The following is an 18119-nucleotide window of genomic DNA, read 5'->3' as shown; positions in this document are numbered from 1 at the left end:
ACGACGGCGCTCATCAAGGTGCGGCAGGATCTGATCGAACTTTGCCTGCAGGGCTTCGGCCGCTGTGCAGGGGTGCGGAGGCGTAGCCATGCCACGGCCTCCCACCGGCACCCGACGATGGCGACCCCGCAGATCAAATCTGACAGTTATTCAATTACAAGCCCCGGCGGTGCCGGAGTACTGGCGTTGCACGCCTGTGGAGGTGGTGCCCTTCTTGACGAAGCCGGTGTCGTCGATGATCAGGACTCCGTCGTCTTCGCCGAGGCGTTCGGCGACGTAGTGCTGGAGCTCGTCGCGGATCTCGTCCGCGTCCCAGCGGGCTCCGGCGAGTAGGTGCTGGAGGCCGTCAGGGGTGGCGTGGCCGGCGTATTCGGCCAGCTGACAGCCGTTCTTGCGGCCGACCGGGCCGAGCAGGCCGCGGACGTAGTCGCGCATCCGCCGGCGCGGCTCCACACAGCCAAAGTGCACGCCGACACGGAGGAGAAGCTGCTCGAGTTCACGGTCCCGTGGCTCGGGTACTGACGTGTTGATCACGACTGGAGGCTGCCCCGTCGCTGCCACTACCAACGACGGCTGCACACGATCGAGGGGCGGTCCCATGAAGACCACCCCTGACCCCTCGCCCACCGCTACACTCCCCACTCCCAGACCGTTGACCAGCGGGAATGGAGAAGTCCTGCTGGAGTACTAGGCCGCACCGCCCGGGCGGCGTCGCCGACGGGATGCCGCAGCGGGTGGGGGCGGCCGACCGGCAACAGGTCGGCTCGCCCTGGTGTCGGTCGGCCCTGGTGTCAGGTGTCGAGGTCGGTGACCGTGACCGACTGCCGGGCCGAGGGAAGGATGGGGAGGGACTCGTGCCCGAGCTGTCGCATCACGTCGGTCACATCGAACAGGGCTGTGCGTTCGACGACTTTGTCACCACGGAACCGGTCGATTCCCAGCGCGGTGAAGTCGGCGCGGCGGCCGCTCGGTGGTGTGCCGAGCCACGGCCCGAGCTGGGTGCCCGTGACCCGGACCCGTGTGAACACGACGTCCCCCTCGCTGACCTGCTCGACGACCCGGTCGTCCACGTCGGGGAATGCGCGGCGGAAATTGACGACCCAGGCGCGGACGCCGTCGGGTCCGTGCAGGTCGAACTGCGGCCAGTGGAAGTCCTCGGCGAATATCTCGTCGGCGAGGTCCAGCTCGCCGAGCGTGATGATGCGCTCGAACAACTGGGCGACGAGTCGCTTCCGGCTCTCGATCAGGTCGGCTGAACTCTGGTGCAGGTCAACGGGATCGGACACTTGGTGCTCCTTCTTGGTGGTTTCCAACAGGGTGGCGACTCGTCGGTCGGGGTGGGTCACCCGGTGGCCGGCGGACGAACGGCGATCAGCGTGCCGGAGAGGTGATCGGCCGCGTCGCTGCACAGGAAGGCGGTCAGCGGCAGGATGTCCTCGGGACTGCCGAGTCGGCCGCCCGGGTAACTGGACGCGATCCGCTCGATGTACTCCTCTCCCACGCTCTCGCGCATGCCGGGCGTGTCGGTGAGCCCCGGAGCGAGGGCGACGGTTCGGATGCCCTGGCCCGAGAGCTCCTGGTGGACGACGCTGGAGAGGATGTTCAGAGCGGCCTTCGTGCCGCCGTACGCCGCGAGGCCGGGATTGGGCTGCACACCGAGAGCACTGCTCACGTAGATGATGCGGCCCCCGCCACCGCGGATCATGACGGGTGCGGCGTGCTTGGTGGTGACGAAGCTGCCCACGACGTTCGAGGAGTACGCCCGGGTCAGCGTCTCCACGTCCGTCTCCAGGACGTACTGGCGCGGCGGCATCCAGGCGGCATTGTTGATCAGCGCGTCGATACGGCCCCAGGTCCGGTCGATGGTGGCCACCGCACGCGCCACTGCGGACTCGTCGCTCACATCGGCCACCACAGCGAGTGCTGCGGCGGCGCCGGGCAGGCGGCTGATCTCCTGCACGGTCTGCGCCGCCTGCTCCTGACGGCGGGCGAGGACGGCGACGTGTGCCCCCTGCGCCGCCAGCCCCAGAGCCAGCGCCCGTCCCAAACCGCGGCCGGCGCCGGTGACCACGATGACTTTGCCGCGGAGATCGATGTTCATGGGTTGTTGCTCCCTTGCTGGGCGGACACGCACGAGATGGACGGGAGGTGGGACAGACCGCGCCTGAGGCCACCTGTTCGCTGAGATCCCCAGCATGCGGTCCTGCAGGGCAGTCAGGAAGGCCACCTCGTACCGCGGATCGGCGTTCCTGGTCCTGGCAGAACCCCCCACGGACCAGCGGGTTCGGTATAATCACGCGTTTCCCGACACGGCGGCGCGGAGGTACCGATGGACGTGAAGTCGGACCCAGGACCGACTGTTGGGCCGGACGGGCTCGGCGCCTTCCTACGCTCCCGTCGCCACCGTCGCTCCCCCGAGGCGGTCGGCTTGCCCAGAGGACTTCGCCGGACCCCCGGCCTGCGACGCGAGGAGCTGGCACTGCTGGCCGGAGTGAGCGCGGACTACTACACCCGGCTGGAGCAGGGTCGCGCCCAGAGCCCGTCCAGCCAGGTCCTGGAGTCGCTCGCCAGGGCCCTCGGGCTGGACGCCGGCGAGCGCACGCATCTGTTCACGCTGATCAACCCGGACTTCGCCTCCCGCCGTACCCACCATGTCCCGTCCCCGGTGCGCCCGTCGGTGCAGCGGCTGCTGGACGGGTGGCCCACCCCGGCCTGGCTGGTCAACCACAGTCTGGACGTGCTGGCCTGGAACAGCGCGGCCACCGCCCTGTTCACCGACTGGGCCCAACTGCCCTCGCACGAGCGCAACATGCTGCGGTTCATCCTGCTCGACCCCGCTGCCCGACAGCTCTTCGGGAGTTGGCAGGAGAGTGCGGGCGAGTTCATCGGCAAGTTGCGGACGGCCGCCGCCCGGTGGCCGCAGGACCCGGCGATCGACCGGCTCGTGGCCGATCTGTCCAGCCGCAGCCCTGAGTTCCGCACCTGGTGGCCTCGCTACGAGGTGGCTGAACCCGGACACGGCCGGATCCGCTACCACCACCCCGTGGTGGGCGATCTGACGGTGGACTACGAGACCCTGCGGCTGTCCGGCGAGGGTGAACAGCAACTCGTGGCGGTGAGCGCCGAACCGGGGTCGGTCAGCGCCGACCGCCTGCGCCGGCTTGCCGACCTCGCCCGCACTCAGCTGCGGCCGGTCGTCGATGCTCGGCAGCAGGAGTGCCCCGTCCGGCAGTGAGGGCTCCGCGCTCGGGCCGAGTTCTCGGCGTGGGCGGAAGCGGCCGGCGCGGTCAGCGCAGTCGGCACGATCAGCGCAGGAACCCCAAGACCCGGCGGCCGAACCGGTCGGGGTGGCCTCGGGGACGATCTCGTCGAACAGCGCGGCGAATTTGGCGTCACAGTCGCGGAGCAGGAACGCGGCCTGCGCGCCAGCGTCCTCCCGCCGACGAGGAACAGCGTCAGCTCGGCCGTGTCGTCCAGTTCCGCGCGCCGCGCGGCGATGCGTTCCGCGATCTCGGACTCCACCATGAACCGGATCGTAGGCGGCACCGGGCCCGCGACGCGGAGGAATCGGCGAAACCGTCCCGGCCCGCCCCGTCAGACGATCAAGACCGAAGACTCCCGCCCGCGACCAGCACGAGCACGCCCAAGAATCGTCACACCAGCCCCTCCGACCAGCACGTTCGAAGATGGCGAAGTCTCAGTAGTTCCGGTCAGGAACCCGAGCTGCCGCAGCATCGTCATCCTTCCGCCAGCCCGACAGCGGCATCTGCCTCGGCGACGCCCTCCCAGCCCTTCTGCTTGAGTACGAACGCGGCGACGAGGGCGGCGACCACCAAGAAGGCGGCGGAGATGTGGAACGCCGTCTGGACCGCGCGGTCACCGGGCCCGACGGCGGCTACCGTCTCGACGTGCCGGGCCCCGGCTCGTACCTCCTGATCACCTCGGCCGGAGGTTCCGCCGACGCCAGTAGCGGCAGCGGTTCTCCTGTCCGGGACCGGTCTCGATGTTCTGCCCGTTCTGTTCTTCAGGGCCGGTGACCCGGCACCGCCGGTCTCAGGACCAGGCGATCTCGCCATGGCGGTCGATGAAGCGTCCGGTGCCGGCACCGGGCCCCTCGGTGGCGAGGGCGACGATCGCGTCCGTGCCCTCGGTGACGGTCTGGGGGCCGCTGTGACCGTTTATGTCGGTCGCGGTGTAGCCGGGGTCGGCGGCGTTGACGCGAATGCCCTTGAGCCCTTTGGCGTACTGCGTGGTCAACATCGTCAGCGCCGCCTTCGAGGAGGCGTACAGCGGCACGACGACGCGCGACTCGGACCGGCCGGGGTCGTGGGTGAAGGCGAGGGAGCCCATGCCGCTGCTGACGTTGATGATCACGGGGTCGTCCGAACGGCGCAGCAGCGGCAGGAACGCGGTGGTGGTGCGGACCACGCCGATGACGTTGACGTCGAGGACGGCGCGGGCGTCGGCGGCGGTGAGGTCGCCGGGATCACCGAAGGGACCCTGGATCCCCGCGTTGTTGATCAGGACATCGATCCTGCCCTCGTGCTCGGCGACGTCCGCGGCGGCGGCGGCCACGGAGGCGTCGTCGGTCACGTCGACGGGGACGAAGCGTGCGCCCAGCGCGGCGGCTGCCTCCTCACCCCGCTCACGGTCGCGGGCTCCCAGGAGAACGGTGTGACCGCACGCGATGAGGCGGCGGGCGGTCTCGCGGCCGATGCCCTTGTTGGCTCCGGTGATGAAAGTGATCGTCATGCCTTCGATAGTTGCCTTGACGAGGGAGCCGGACCAGGGACGCTTCGACGGTGGGAAGACCAGTACCACCCTCGCGCCCCGCATGTGATCGGGGACGCGGGAGGATGGAGAGCATGACGACGACACCCCCCGGAGCTGGACTGGGCGCGATGATCCGCACGTGGCGGAACCGGCTGCTCCCGTCAGCCGCTGGGCTGCCGGTCGTCCACAAGCGCCGGGCTGTCGGGCTGCGGCGCGAGGAACTGGCCGACCTGGCCGGAGTGTCGGTCGACTACGTCGTGCGCCTGGAGCAGGGGCGGGCCACGACACCCTCGGCGTCGGTGGTGGCGTCCCTGGCGCGCGCTCTCCAACTGTCCACCGCCGAGCGGGACCACCTCTACCGGCTGGCCCAGATCGTGCCGCCGGCGGACGGCACGATCTGCGACCATCTCCCGCCCGGTATGCAACGGGTACTCGTCCGCCTCGGAGACGTACCGGTGGCCGTGTTCGCGGCGGACTGGCAACTGGTGTGGTGGAACCACGGGTGGGCCGCCCTGCTGGGAGACCCCTTGGCCTCGCCGCCGCGGATGCGCAACTTCGCCCGCGACAGGTTCCCGGTGGACGTCGACCACACCCCCCTCGCGCTGTGGCCGGTCACCGAGACGGACCCCGACACCGCCGACGCCGCCCTCGTCTCCGACCTGCGCCGCGCCACCGGCCGCTTCCCCCGGGACAGCCGCCTGGCCGCGCTGGTCCGCGACCTGAACACAGGCAACGAGAGGTTCGCCGAGCTGTGGGCGACGGGAGAGGTGACCGCGAACCGCGAGGTCCACAAGAGGGTCGATCACCCGTCGGTGGGCCCGGTCACGGTGGACTGCGATGTCCTGACCGACGGCGACACGGAGCTCAAGATTGTCATCATGACCGCCGCGCCGGGCAGTGAGGACGAGACCAAACTCCAGCTCACCACCGTCGTCGGCCCACCGGCCGGCACGCGCAACTGATCCGCCCCGCCCATCGGCCGACCGACGGCGCACGGTTTTCGTGACGCACCAAACCGTAGGACACGCACCGACGGGTGATCAGGACGGCCCGCTGGCGGACTGCCCGGACAGCGCCCTCGTTCCGCCTGGCCACGAACCGCGGTGCCCTGTTGACATCACCCTCGCCGCGCTGGGTGGTCGGTGGACGCCGCTGGTAGTCCGCGAGTTCCTACGCCGCGGTCAGACCACATACTCCGAAATGTCCGCCGCCCCGCCCGCTCTCTCGGACAGGCCGACCCAGTTGACCAGTGCGGGCGTCATCGAGCGTCACCGCACCCCGGGCTGGCCTCCGCGCGTCCGCTACATTCTGACCAGCCAGGGCCGGGCGCTGGAACCAGTGGCGCGCAGCATGTGGGAGCCAGGCACAGCGCGACGGGACGCCCTTGACCAAACGCCAGACCCGTAGAACACGGCCTGAACCTCGTCAGCTCCCCGGTTCTTGCTCGCTGCGGCTGGACGGCCTTCTACGATCCGGTGCATGGATCCTGAGCTGCTGGAACGGATCACCGCGCGGCGCGCGGAACTGGACGAACTCGAAGAACAGCTGGCCAAGCAGTTGGCGGAGGTACGGGCCGAGCGGAACGAACTCGCCGTCGCCGAACGCGTCCATGAACGGGTGAGCGAACAGCTCGCCAACGAACGGGCATCGGTCACGCAGGCGCCCGGGCAGGTGGGCGGACGAGCGGTGACGCTGATCCCGCACCGCACGTCAGGCGTGGAGGAGAGCACGCTCCCGCCGGACTACCAGCGCATTCTCGCCGCCGTGCGGCAGGCCGCCGGACCGGTCATGGCCCGGCAGGTCGGTGACGCGCTGGGAATCGACGTCAGTGTGCGGGCCAAGCTGGAACCGCTGCGCGGGAGACTGGTCGGACTCGTCGATCGCGGCTGGCTGCGGAAACTACCCGACGGCCGGTTTACCACCTGCCTGTGACCAGGGACGCCAGCGCCCGGAGTGGTGGGGTGCGGGCGTAACCGGGGTGCCCCCGACGGCCGTTGGAACTGTGTGACGAGATCCAAAGAACGCGCCGAGGACACCTGCCCGCTTGATTACCAGTGCCGTCTGCCGCTGTCCACGAGCACCGTCAAGTACCTCGCCGATCTACTGCGACGCCACCTGAAGGCGGTTCGGTCCAGGTGGCGGATCCTGCCGCCCGGGAGGATCACGGTGATCGTCTTGGCCGTGCTGCGCGACGACCAGCGCCTGGCCGACATGGCCGGCGGAAACAATGTGTCCGAGTCCACCGTCCGCCGCTGGCGCGACGAGCTGATCGCCCTCCTCGCCGTGCAGGCTCCGCGCCTGGACCGCGCCCTGAAGAAGGTGGCCAAGCAGGGCGGGGAGGTAGTCCTGATCGACGGCACCCTCATCCCCACCCGGCGCCGCACAGGAAAGGCCGACCGACGAAACTACTCCGGCAAATACCGCCATCACGGCCTGCACTTCCTCGCCGTGACCGACGAGAAAGGCCGCCTGATCTGGATATCCGCCGCCCGGCCCGGCCGCACCCACGACATCACGGCCGCCCGCCACGACCACATTCTGGCCCACCTGCGCGCCGCCGGTCTCGGCGCATTGGCGGACCTCGGCCTCCGCGGCCTCGACAACGGCGTACGCGACCCCGTGATCGTCACCGGCTTCACAGCCACCCGCGCTCACAAGCTCACCCCCGGCCAGAAGACCGCCAACCGCGTCCTCGCCACCGGAAGCGCACCGGTCGAACACGGATTCGCCCACCTCAAGAACTGGCGGACCCTCACCAAACTCCGCACCGTCCCCGCCCGCGCCACCCACCTCCTGCGCGCCCTGCTCGTTCTGACGAACCTCGAAGTCAACCGCTGACGGATGATCTACTCCGCAGACTGTCGCCCACGACCAGCGTGAGCACCCCGAGAACCGGTCACACCAGCTCTTTGACGACCCCACCCACCACGGCCACGTCCAACTCCTGCTCACCTCACCCCCCTACGGCGCCTCCGTCCACGGCCGCGTCAACGCCACCCGCGACACCCACCAAGGCGGCATCACCAAGTTCCATGCCACCTACGGCACCAACCCCAACAACCTCGCCCACGCCCCCACCGACCACCTCCTGGACGCCTTCACCACCATCCTCACCAACTGCACCCCACTCCTCGCCCCTGGCGCCCACGTCGCCGTCACCGCCCGTCCCTGGCGCCACCACGGCGAACTCGTCGACTTCCCCACCACCGTCATCGCCGCCGGCCAAGCCGCAGGCCTCACCCCCGTCGAACGCTGCATCGCCCTCCTCGCCGGCCTGCGCGACGGCCAACTCGTCGCCCGCCCCTCCTTCTTCCAACTCACCAACATCCGCGCAGCCCGCGCCGCCGGCATCCCCATGCACCTGATCGTCCACGAGGACGTCCTCGTCTTCCGCAAGCCGCGCATTCACCCTGCCGCAGGACATCTGACAATCAATCAGGAACCGCTAGAGGGAGTCGACCAGGCCGGTAGGTGAGCGGCATTGCTGAGCACTTCCAGGCCAGTACGGCTTCTGCGCACCTGGCATGACGGCTGCTCATCCACGGCAATCGACCAAGGCCCGATCGCCGTCGAGTTCACAGCCACGCCGCCGCCCCTCAACCACCAAGCGGCCGCGTTGCTGCTCCGCATGCTGATCGAACACTGCCGGAACCAGACCGGGGCCGACCCGTCCGGGTGACGGCGCTGGAGTACCTCGCCCGTCCGAGTTACGACAGGGCCACGGTTCCCGGGCCGGCGGCCAGTTGTGTATTTCGGCTGCCGGCCCGGGATTCGACCCGCACCTGCCAGACCAGCCCGACAAGGACCTTGCCGATGCGCGCCTTCGCTTTCGCCGGACGCTGCTCAACCGAAGACCTCCAAGACCCCGTGGCGTCGCGCAACTGGCAGTACACCCGTGCGACCACCCTCATCACCCCGGTGAAGGGACGGGTCGTCGCCGAGTACTTCGACATCGGCAACTCCCGGGCCCTGCCCTGGCGCCGCCGCCCCAACGCCTCCGCCCTCCTGGATGCGCTCGCCAACCCCAACCGGGGCTTCGACGCCGTCGTCATCGGCGAGCCGCAGCGCGTCTTCTACGGCAACCAGTACAGCCTCATCCAACCCGTCTTCGACCACTACGGCGTGGAGCTGTGGGTCCCCGAGGTAGGTGGCCCCATCGACCCGGACAGCGAAGCCCACGACCTGATCATGTCCGTCTTCGGCGGCATGTCGAAGGCCGAACGCTCCCGGATCAAGACCCGCGTCCGTTCCGCCATGGCAGCCCAAGCCAAGCTGGAGGGTCGATTCCTCGGCGGACGGCCGCCCTACGGCTACATGATCGTCGACGGCGGTCCGCACCCCAACCCCGCCAAGGCGGCCGACGGCAAACGCCTCCACATCCTGGTCAGCGACCCGATCGCCGGGCCCATCGTCCAACGGATCTTCAACGAATACCTGCGCGGCCGGGGCATCTACGCGATCGCCGAAGGACTCACCCGCGACGGAATCCTGCCGCCCTCCGCTCACGACCGCGCCCGCAACTCCCACCGCGAGGGACTCGCCTGGGGCAAGTCGGCCGTGCGCGCCATCCTGATCAACCCCCGCTACACCGGCCACCAAGTGTGGAACAAGCAGCGCAAGGACGAAGTCCTCATCAATGTCGAGGACGTCACCCTCGGCTACCAGACCAAGCTCAAGTGGAACCCGGAGGACAAGTGGGTCTGGTCGGACCAGATCGCCCACCCGCCGCTGGTCGGTCGTGAAACCTTTGCGAAGGTTCAGCAGATCATGTTCTCGCGAAGCCGCCACAACACCTCACGCGACCGCGTTCGTGCCGTCCACCCCTACCTGCTGCGCGGCCGGGTCGACTGTGTCCTGTGCGGTCGGAAGATGGGCAGTCAGTGGTCCCACGAGGAGGCGTACGGCCGCTGCCGCTACCCCGAGGAGTACGCCCTGGCCAACAAGATCGCCCACCCCCGGAACGTGATTTTCCGGGAAGCTGACGTCATCCCCCACCTCGACCGCTGGCTTGCCCTCAGCTTCGCCCCCGGCCGCCGCGCCGCCACCATCCACCGGCTGTATGCCTCCCAGGGCACGCTCACCCCGACGGGCAACCAAGCCGCGGAGATCGAAGCCCGCACCGAGATCGCCACCTGCGACCAGCAGCTCGCCCGCTACCGCGAGGCCCTCACCACCGCCGACCCCGGAGCCACCGCTCCCATCACTCGATGGATCGCCGAAACCGAGACCCAACGGACCCGAGCGGAAGCACGACTCCAGGCCGCCACGAGCGCCCGCCGCCCCCAGGCCCTGACCGAAGAACGGATCGCCGCCCTCGTCAACCAGGCCGGCAGCATGGTCGACGTCCTGCGCGACGCCAAACCCGAAACCAAGCGACAGACCTACGCGGCCCTCGGGCTGCATTGTCGGTATGACCACGCGCAACGCAAAATGCAGGTCAGGATCGCTCCTGACCTGCATTCGCTCGCCAACGATGTTGGCGAATGGGTCGTGTCCGAGGGGGGACTTGAACCCCCACGCCCGATAAAGGGCACTAGCACCTCAAGCTAGCGCGTCTGCCATTCCGCCACCCGGACGGGGTGTGTGCCTCGGGGTTTTGTTGCTGTCCCCCGTGGCGACAGAGAGAACATTACCAGGCAATCGGAGTGCTTCTCACCTGCGGTTCTGCGGTGGGTGGCAGCGGGGTGGGGGCTGCGGGTCGGAGGGTCGGGGCCGGCGGAAGGTCCGGGAGGATGAACGATCCTGCTGTCCTGGCGGGCGTAAATCGTCACCAGGTTGGCCAAAGCACGCCAAAGGTGATCTGGATCCATCTGGCGGGAGCAAGTTCCATGTCCCCGCGCAGGGAATCGCAGCAGCTCTCCTAGCCTCTGGAGGTCAGGGGAGCCCTGAACGGAACACCCTGTTCCCGAAAGGTCGGCGGGTGCCGGCGAAGCCTCCCGAGTCCTGCGCGAAGGGTGGCTTGCTGTGGAACGGACCAGCGGGACGCGGTCGAAGGCACTCGGTCGGGCAGGAGGGGGCGAGGGTCGGGAGACGGGGGCGGGAGGCCGGCGGGAGGGCGGGGGGTGCTGGCGGATCGTCGCGGACGCGCACGAGGCGTCGGTGCCACGGGTCAGACACCAGGTCCGCGACCTGCTCCGCAGCCAGGGGATCAGTGGCGAGCGCTGCCAGGACGTCGTGGACGGCGTGCTGCTGATCGTCTCCGAACTGGTGACCAACGCCGTGACGCACGCCGCGCTGCTCTCGCCGCGGGTGGTCACCGAGGTGGTGATCGACGGCGTTCAGGTGCGGGTGGCGGTGGAGGACGGGCACCCGCACCGGCCCAAGGCGGTGGAGAGCGACCACGGCCAGACCGGTGGGCGGGGGCTGATGCTGGTCAAGTGCATCGCGCTGCAGTCCGGCGGTTCCTGTGACGTGGAGGGGACCGGCGACGGCGGCAAGGTGATCTGGGCCTCGTTGCCGCTTCCGCTCCCCGCCGAAGGCGCGGTGGGGAGCGCAGCGGAATAGCCGGGGAGTGCGGCGCGGCAGCCGTGGCCCGGTGTTGGTGGCCGCGGGCGCGTTACCAGTCGCGTCCGGCGATCTCCCGGATTCCCGGGAGCGCGGCCTCGAAGACCGTGTTGAACCAGACCGAGAACGGCCGGTCGGCCCGCAGCTCCTTCAGCTCCTGTGCGGTGACGAAGCGGGTGTCGTCGACCTCCTCCGGGGCCGGCGCCAGGTCGGCCGTGACCAGCCCGACGAAGAGGTGGTTCCACTCCCGCTCGATCAGCCCGGAGGCCTCGTCCGGCAGGTCGTAGCGGACCGTGCCGGCCTCGCAGAGCAGCGCCGGCGCCGCCCCGAGCTCCTCGGCGGTGCGGCGCGCGGCGGCCACGAAGGGCGGCTCGCCCGGGTACGGGTGGCCGCAGCAGGTGTTCGACCAGACACCGGGGGAGTGGTACTTGCCCAGGGCGCGGCGCTGCAGCAGCAGCCGGCCCTGCTTGTCGAAGAGGAAGACCGAGAACGCCCGGTGCAGCCTCCCGGGCTGCTGGTGAGCCGACAGCTTCTCCGCGGTGCCGATGGTGACACCGTTGTCGTCGACCAGCTCCAGCAGGATCTCGGCAGCGGCCGCGGGCTGGGCGGGGCTGGTGGGTCGGCTCTCGGACATGTGGCCCTCTTTCGGCACGGGGACCGGCGCCGCCACCCGGATGCGCCACCCGGGCAGGCCCCCCCGGTCCAGCGGACGGCAGCGCGCCCGCGGTGCCGCTGTGGTCGGGCACCGGTCGGGCGTCGGGGCCCAAGTCTGCCGTATGGCCGCGCCGAGCGGACGGATTCGGTGGATACCCACCGTGTCCATCCGCTCACTGCGCAACCAGGTACGGCCGGGCCCGGTAAGGCGCTACCGTACGCTCCCACGAGCCCCGGTGCGCCGGCGCCGGCCCGCGCCGACCCGAGGGGTGGCACGCGGGTCGCCGGGCGGCGACGGGCCCCGAACCGGTGCGCCTTGCCGCCCCCGCCGGATCCGCGCGGAACCTCCGCCGGACCCCCGCACCGCCACCGGGCCGCAACCGCGCGACCACGGGCGGAGTACGGGCTGGTCATGTCGGTCGCCTACCATCACATACGACACGACGCACCGCTCTCGCCGCGGCGCCGGAGTGCCGGGGCGCCGGCCCGCCGCGGTCGGTACCGACACGCGGCCGGTGTCGACACGGGAGCCACGCGTCCGTCCGACCGGCAGCAGCCCGCGACCACGAAGCACCGGTGGCAGCAGAACCGCCGGTGCGACACACGGCACGAAACACCGGCACGACGAAACAGGAGACTCCGCATGATCGGCCTCGTTCTGGCGGCCGGAGCCGGCCGCCGGCTCCGCCCGTACACCGACACCCTGCCCAAGGCGCTGGTGCCGGTGGACGGCGAGAAGACCGTGCTGGATCTCACCCTCGGCAACTTCGCCGAGGTCGGCCTGCGCGAGGCCGCCGTCGTGGTCGGCTACCGCAAGGAGGCCGTGTACGACCGCAAGGACGCCCTGGAACAGAAGTACGGCGTCAAGCTCACCCTGGTCGAGAACGACAAGGCCGAGGAGTGGAACAACGCCTACTCCCTGTGGTGCGCCCGCGACCTGTTCCGGGAGGGCCTGCTGCTCGCCAACGGTGACACCGTGCACCCGGCCTCGGTCCAGCGCACCATGCTGGACGGCAACGACCGCCTGATCACCGAGGGCCGCGCCCCCGGCATCCTGCTCGCCCTCGACACGGTGAAGAAGCTCGCCGACGAGGAGATGAAGGTCATCGTCGATCCGGCCGCCGGGGTGCGGCGGATCACCAAGCTGATGGACCCGGCCGAGGCCACCGGTGAGTACATCGGCGTCACCGTGATCAACCCGTCCGCCGCCGAGGACCTCACCGACGCGCTGCGCACCACCTTCGAGCGCGACCCCCAGCTCTACTACGAGGACGGCTACCAGGAGATGGCCGACCGCGGCCTGCGGATCGACGTGCAGCCGATCGGCGACGTCTCCTGGGTCGAGGTCGACAACCACGAGGATCTGGCGAAGGCCCGGGAGATCGCGTGCCAGTACTGACCCGGCTGATCCCCTCCCCGCTCTTCGTCGATGTCCGCCCCGGCGCGCTGGACTCGCTCGCCGGCATCCTCGCCGACCAGCGCCTGTCCACCGGAGGGCGGGTCGCGGTGGCGATCAGCAACGGCTCCGGCACCCGGCTGCGCGAGCGGCTGGAGCCGCAGCTGCCGCGGGCCGACTGGTTCGACGCCGCCGACGGCACCCTGGACGGCGCGGTGCGGCTGGCGGACGCGGTCCGCGGCGGCCACTACGACGTCCTGGTCGGGCTCGGGGGCGGTAAGATCATCGACGCTGCCAAGTACGCCGCCGCGCGGGTCGGGCTGCCCGTGGTCGCCGTCGCCACCAACCTGGCGCACGACGGCATCTGCTCCCCGGTCTCCATCCTCGACAACGACGCGGGCCGCGGCTCCTACGGGGTGCCCGGGCCGATCGGCGTCGTGGTCGACCTGGACGTGATCCAGCAGGCCCCGAGGCGCTACGTGGCGGCCGGCATCGGCGACGTCCTCTCCAACATCTCGGCCTGCGCCGACTGGGAACTCTCCCAGCGCGAGACCGGCGAGAAGGTGGACGGACTGGCCGTGGCGATGGCCCGCTCGGCGGGCGAGAACCTGCTGCGGCACCCGGGCAAACTGGAGGACCCGGACCTCCTTACCGCCCTGTCCGAAGCACTGGTACTGTCCGGCATCGCGATGAGCATCGCCGGCAGCACCCGACCGTCGTCGGGTGCCTGCCACGAGATCTCGCATGCCCTGGACGTGCTGTACCCCAAGCGGTCCGCCCAGCACGGCGAGCAGGTCGGCCTCGGTGCCGCCTTCGCTAGCTTCCTGCGGGGCGACCGCGAGACGGCCGGCCTGATCGTCGAGCGCCTGAAGTCCCACGGGCTTCCGGTGAGCGCCGATCAGATCGGTTTCTCCGAGGCGGAGTTCACCGAGGCGGTGCACTACGCTCCGAATACCCGCCCGGGCCGCTTCACCATCCTTGAGCACCTCGACCTCTCCCCTTCAGCGATCAGGGACGCGTACGCCGACTATGTCCAAGCCGTCAACAGCTGAGTCCAAGGCTGAGCCCATGTCGTCAGCCCCCGGCCGGCCCCCGGTCGACCTCACGCGCCGCCCGTCGATCGAGGAGCTGCGCGCCGTCATCCACCCCGAGGGCATGCTGCAGCGCCGCAGTGCCGAGCACTGGGCGGGCCGGCTCTACATGCGGAAGATCTCGCTGCGGATCACCCGGGTGCTCTCGACGGTCACCGCCATCACGCCCAACGGCCTGACCTACCTGATGATGTTCACCGGCATCCTGGCCGGCGCCGCCCTGGTGATCCCGGGCATCGCCGGGGCGATCGTCGGCGCACTGCTGATCCAGGTCTACCTGCTGCTCGACTGCGTCGACGGCGAGGTGGCCCGCTGGCGCCGGCAGACCTCGCTGACCGGTGTCTACCTGGACCGGGTCGGCCACTACATGTCCGAGGCCGCGCTGCTCACCGGCCTCGGCCTGCGGGCCACCGACCTCTTCCACCGGCAGGGCGCCAGCGCGCACTGGCAGTGGGCGTTCCTGGGCACGCTGGCCGCGCTCGGCGCGATCCTGATCAAGTCGGAGACCGACCTGGTCGACGTCGCCCGGGCCCGCAGCGGGATGGCCGCGGTCGAGGACAGCGCCTCGGTGCCGCGCTCGTCCGGGGTCGCCAAGGCCCGCAAGGCCGCCGCCTTCCTCAAGTTCCACCGCCTGGTGGGCGCCGTGGAGGCCTCGCTCCTCATCCTGGCCGCCGGGATCGCCGACACCGTGCACGGCGGGCTGTTCTTCACCCACCTCGCGGTCGTCGTGCTGGCCGCCATCGCCATGCTGCAGACCGTCCTGCACCTGCTCAGCATCGTCCTCTCCAGCAGGCTGCGATGAGCGGGGCGGACGACTTCCGGCTGGGTGCCGTGATCATCACCATGGGCAACCGCCCGGCCGAGCTGAACGCGCTGATCGACTCGGTCACCGGCCAGCAGGGCCCGCCGGTCGAGCTCGCGGTGGTCGGCAACGGCGCCCCGCTGCCTCCGCTGCCGCCTGGCGTCCGCACCGCCGAGCTGCCGGAGAACCTCGGCATCCCGGGCGGCCGAAACGTCGGCATCGAGCTGTTCGGGCCGAACGGCCGGGACGTCGACGCGGTGCTCTTCCTCGACGACGACGGCCGGCTCCCGGGCGACGACTCGGCCCGACTGCTGCGCGAGGCGTTCAGCGCGGACCCGTCGCTCGGCATCGTCAGCTTCCGGATCGCCGATCCGGACACCGGCGTCACCCAGCGTCGCCACGTGCCGCGCCTGCGGGCCAGCGATCCGCTGCACTCCTCCCGGGTCACCACCTTCCTGGGCGGGGCGAGCGCGGTGCGCAGCGCGGTGTTCGAACAGGCCGGCCAGCTGCCCGCGGAGTTCTTCTACGCCCATGAGGAGACCGACCTGGCCTGGCGGGCGCTGGACGCCGGATGGGCGATCGACTACCGGGCCGACGTGGTGCTGCACCACCCGACCACCTCGCCGGCCCGGCACGCGACGTACTTCCACAACGTGGCCCGCAACCGGGTGTGGCTGGCGCGACGGAACCTTCCGGCCCCGTTGGTGCCTCTCTACCTGTGCACCTGGATCCTGCTGACCCTGGCCCGCCGCCCCTCCGGGGAGGCGCTCAAGGCCTGGTGGGGCGGGTTCCTGGCCGGCTGGCGCACCCCCTGCGGGGAGCGGCGGCCGATGCGATGGCGTACTGTATGGCGATTGACCAGGTTGGGCAGACCGCCGGTCATCTGATCATCCCCCTGATCGCCGCGGCCGGTGGGCCACACCGCAGGCCGCACACCCCGGGATCCACCCGGATCTACCCGTCGAGAGACCGGCGACTGCCCCCGGCCAGCAGCCGGACTTCCGATCCCCGTGAAGGACGAAAGTGTCGACAGTGAGTGAACCGATCAACCTCTCCCTGCCAGGGGGTGTTGATGCCGGGCTGTCCCCCAAGCAGCTCGCGGACAAGTACGGGCTGAGTGTCAGTGGCGCCCGGCCAGGGCTCTTCGCCTACACCAAGCAGCTCTGGGGCCGCCGGCACTTCATCGTGGCCTTCGCCACCGCCCGCCTGGTGGCGCAGTACACCACGGCGAAGATGGGCCAGGTCTGGCAGGTTGTCACGCCGCTGTTGAACTGCGCGGTGTTCTACCTGGTCTTCGGCCTCATCCTGAGCGGTAACTCGGTGCCGAAGTACATTCCGTGGCTCTGCGTCGGGGTGTTCATCTTCCAGTTCATCCAGAGCGCGATCCAGTCCGGCACCGGTGCCATCTCGTACAACCTCGGGCTGATCCGCGCGCTGCACTTCCCGCGGGCCTGCATGCCGATCGCCTTCACCGTGATCCAGCTGCAGCAGCTGCTGATCTCGATGGTCGTGCTGGTCGCGATCGTGCTGAGCAACGGCCTGATGCCGGGGGTGACCTGGTTCCAGGTGATCCCCGCGATGTTCCTGCTGTCGCTGTTCAACACCGGCCTGGCCCTGATCATGGCCCGGATCGGTGCCAAGACCAGCGATGTCTCCCAGCTGATGCCGTTCGTCCTGCGCACCTGGATGTACCTGTCCGGCGTGATGTACAGCATCGCCGACCGCGTCCACAAGTGGCCGCACTGGGTGCAGCTGATCGCCCAGACCAACCCGGCTTCCGTGTACATGGAGCTGTTCCGGCACGCGATGATCCCCAGCATCTACAGCAGGAAGCACTACGGGGGCAACGCGGAGCAGCTGCCGCCCCACGTCTGGGAGGTGGCGCTCGGCTGGGCCCTCGTAGCCTTCGTGATCGGCTACGTGTTCTTCTGGAAGGCCGAAGAGGAGTACGGACGTGGCTGACGTTGCAACCAAGACCCAGCACTCGGAGCGCGACCAGCGCGCCATGGCGGCCGCGCGGGATACCCGCACGCCCACCGTGGTCGTCGACGACGTGCACATCATCTACAAGGTGCACGGTGCCTCGGCCGGAAAGGGCAGCGCGACCTCCGCGCTCAGCCGGCTGATCGCCCGCAAGAAGTCCCCGGCGATCACTGAGGTGCACGCCGTGCGCGGCGTCAGCTTCACCGCTTACAAGGGCGAGGCGATCGGTCTGATCGGCTCCAACGGTTCGGGCAAGTCGACGCTGCTCTCCGCGATCGCCGGCCTGCTGCCGACCGAGCGCGGCGGTATCTACACCCACGGTCAGCCCTCGCTGCTGGGTGTGAACGCGGCACTGATGGACGATCTGACCGGCGAGCGCAACGTGGTGCTCGGTTGCCTGGCGATGGGTATGTCGCCTGCCCAGGTCAAGGAGCGCTACCAGGACATCGTCGACTTCTCGGGCATCAACGAGAAGGGCGAGTTCATCAACCTGCCGATGCGCACCTACTCGTCGGGTATGGCGGCTCGCCTGCGGTTCTCCATCGCGGCAGCCAAGACCCACGACGTGTTGCTGATCGACGAGGCGCTGTCCACCGGTGACCAGGCCTTCCAGCGCCGCAGCGAGGCTCGCATCCGCGAGCTGCGCAAGAACGCGGGTACCGTCTTCCTGGTGAGCCACAACAACAACGCGATCCGGGACACCTGCGAGCGCACCATCTGGATCGAGACGGGCAAGCTCATCATGGACGGCCCGACCGACGAAGTGGTCGGCATGTACGAACGCGGCGAGCGTCCCTGAAAGCCCTGAGCCGTGGGGGGGGGGGGGGGGGGGGGGGGGGGGGGGGGGGGGGGGGGGGGGGGGCCCGGCCCGCGGGGGGGGGGGGGGGGGGGGGGGTGGGGGGGGGGGGGGCGCGGG

General features: G+C 69.9%; 18 protein-coding genes, 1 tRNA gene and 2 pseudogenes. 13 read left to right on the top strand and 8 right to left on the bottom strand.

Annotation, left to right across the window (positions count from 1 at the left end):
* Positions 1–162: 162 nt before the first annotated feature.
* The 3 genes and pseudogenes from ACIGXM_RS36820 to ACIGXM_RS36810 form a co-directional block, all read right to left on the bottom strand.
* Positions 163–534: pseudogene (locus ACIGXM_RS36820) on the bottom strand (transposase); the annotation flags it as partial.
* A gap of 257 nt (positions 535–791) precedes the next feature.
* Entirely contained in the window at positions 792–1286 is a 495-nt protein-coding gene (locus ACIGXM_RS36815; protein WP_396568485.1) for an ester cyclase, read from the bottom strand.
* A gap of 56 nt (positions 1287–1342) precedes the next feature.
* Complete coding sequence (locus ACIGXM_RS36810; protein ID WP_396568484.1) at positions 1343–2101, bottom strand: SDR family NAD(P)-dependent oxidoreductase; 759 nt, start codon at positions 2099–2101, stop codon at positions 1343–1345.
* Positions 2102–2329: 228 nt separating this feature from the next.
* On the opposite strand from ACIGXM_RS36810, the gene ACIGXM_RS36805 reads away from it, so the two are divergent.
* Complete coding sequence (locus tag ACIGXM_RS36805) at positions 2330–3235, top strand: helix-turn-helix transcriptional regulator (protein ID WP_396568483.1); 906 nt, start codon at positions 2330–2332, stop codon at positions 3233–3235.
* Between the two features lie 818 nt (positions 3236–4053).
* On the opposite strand, the gene ACIGXM_RS36800 is transcribed toward ACIGXM_RS36805, so the two are convergent.
* On the bottom strand, positions 4054–4752 hold the full coding sequence (locus tag ACIGXM_RS36800) for an SDR family NAD(P)-dependent oxidoreductase (RefSeq protein WP_396568482.1): 699 nt from the start codon (positions 4750–4752) through the stop codon (positions 4054–4056).
* A 104-nt stretch (positions 4753–4856) separates the two neighbouring features.
* On the opposite strand from ACIGXM_RS36800, the gene ACIGXM_RS36795 reads away from it, so the two are divergent.
* From ACIGXM_RS36795 to ACIGXM_RS36780, 4 genes are all read left to right on the top strand, one after another.
* Complete coding sequence (locus ACIGXM_RS36795) at positions 4857–5735, top strand: helix-turn-helix transcriptional regulator (RefSeq protein ID WP_396568481.1); 879 nt, start codon at positions 4857–4859, stop codon at positions 5733–5735.
* Positions 5671–6180, top strand: a complete 510-nt coding sequence (locus ACIGXM_RS36790; protein WP_396568480.1) for a winged helix-turn-helix transcriptional regulator — start codon at positions 5671–5673, stop codon at positions 6178–6180. The genes ACIGXM_RS36795 and ACIGXM_RS36790 overlap by 65 nt, the downstream gene beginning before the upstream one ends.
* A gap of 72 nt (positions 6181–6252) precedes the next feature.
* Entirely contained in the window at positions 6253–6705 is a 453-nt protein-coding gene (locus tag ACIGXM_RS36785; protein ID WP_396568479.1) for a hypothetical protein, read from the top strand.
* Between the two features lie 249 nt (positions 6706–6954).
* Positions 6955–7611, top strand: a complete 657-nt coding sequence (locus ACIGXM_RS36780; RefSeq protein WP_396568478.1) for a transposase family protein — start codon at positions 6955–6957, stop codon at positions 7609–7611.
* A 115-nt stretch (positions 7612–7726) separates the two neighbouring features.
* Here ACIGXM_RS36780 and ACIGXM_RS36775 read toward each other — a convergent pair whose 3' ends face one another.
* On the bottom strand, positions 7727–8146 hold the full coding sequence (locus tag ACIGXM_RS36775) for a hypothetical protein (protein ID WP_396568477.1): 420 nt from the start codon (positions 8144–8146) through the stop codon (positions 7727–7729).
* Positions 8147–8586: 440 nt separating this feature from the next.
* On the opposite strand from ACIGXM_RS36775, the pseudogene ACIGXM_RS36770 reads away from it, so the two are divergent.
* Positions 8587–9483 (top strand): annotated as a pseudogene (locus ACIGXM_RS36770) (recombinase family protein); the annotation flags it as partial.
* 84 nt (positions 9484–9567) lie between these two features.
* Here ACIGXM_RS36770 and ACIGXM_RS36765 read toward each other — a convergent pair.
* Positions 9568–10233, bottom strand: a complete 666-nt coding sequence (locus tag ACIGXM_RS36765; RefSeq protein ID WP_396568476.1) for a hypothetical protein — start codon at positions 10231–10233, stop codon at positions 9568–9570.
* 31 nt (positions 10234–10264) lie between these two features.
* Positions 10265–10349 (bottom strand) — tRNA-Leu (locus ACIGXM_RS36760).
* Positions 10350–10845: 496 nt separating this feature from the next.
* Here ACIGXM_RS36760 and ACIGXM_RS36755 point away from each other — a divergent pair.
* On the top strand, positions 10846–11277 hold the full coding sequence (locus tag ACIGXM_RS36755) for an ATP-binding protein (protein ID WP_396568488.1): 432 nt from the start codon (positions 10846–10848) through the stop codon (positions 11275–11277).
* Between the two features lie 52 nt (positions 11278–11329).
* Here the strand turns inward: ACIGXM_RS36755 and idi are convergent, their stop codons facing one another.
* A complete protein-coding gene (idi, locus tag ACIGXM_RS36750; RefSeq protein ID WP_396568475.1) occupies positions 11330–11911 on the bottom strand; it encodes an isopentenyl-diphosphate Delta-isomerase in 582 nt (193 codons plus the stop codon).
* Between the two features lie 663 nt (positions 11912–12574).
* Here idi and ACIGXM_RS36745 point away from each other — a divergent pair.
* From ACIGXM_RS36745 to ACIGXM_RS36720, 6 genes are all read left to right on the top strand, one after another.
* A complete protein-coding gene (locus tag ACIGXM_RS36745; RefSeq protein ID WP_396568474.1) occupies positions 12575–13330 on the top strand; it encodes a sugar phosphate nucleotidyltransferase in 756 nt (251 codons plus the stop codon).
* On the top strand, positions 13318–14379 hold the full coding sequence (locus ACIGXM_RS36740; RefSeq protein ID WP_396568473.1) for an iron-containing alcohol dehydrogenase family protein: 1062 nt from the start codon (positions 13318–13320) through the stop codon (positions 14377–14379). Before ACIGXM_RS36745 ends, ACIGXM_RS36740 begins: the two co-directional genes overlap by 13 nt.
* Positions 14380–14482: 103 nt before the next feature.
* Entirely contained in the window at positions 14483–15220 is a 738-nt protein-coding gene (locus ACIGXM_RS36735) for a CDP-alcohol phosphatidyltransferase family protein (protein WP_396568487.1), read from the top strand.
* Positions 15217–16107: a glycosyltransferase family 2 protein gene (locus ACIGXM_RS36730; protein ID WP_396568472.1), complete on the top strand. Its 891-nt coding sequence runs from the start codon at positions 15217–15219 to the stop codon at positions 16105–16107. The genes ACIGXM_RS36735 and ACIGXM_RS36730 overlap by 4 nt, the downstream gene beginning before the upstream one ends.
* A 136-nt stretch (positions 16108–16243) precedes the next feature.
* On the top strand, positions 16244–17182 hold the full coding sequence (locus ACIGXM_RS36725) for an ABC transporter permease (RefSeq protein WP_396568471.1): 939 nt from the start codon (positions 16244–16246) through the stop codon (positions 17180–17182).
* A 43-nt stretch (positions 17183–17225) separates the two neighbouring features.
* The gene (locus ACIGXM_RS36720; protein WP_396568486.1) at positions 17226–18002 is read left to right on the top strand and encodes an ABC transporter ATP-binding protein; all 777 of its coding nucleotides are present in this window, start codon (positions 17226–17228) and stop codon (positions 18000–18002) included.
* Positions 18003–18119 lie beyond the last annotated feature (117 nt).

The organism is Kitasatospora sp. NPDC052896 (assembly GCF_044547075.1).
Taxonomy (GTDB): domain Bacteria; phylum Actinomycetota; class Actinomycetes; order Streptomycetales; family Streptomycetaceae; genus Kitasatospora.
This window is presented reverse-complemented; position numbering and strand designations above follow the sequence as displayed.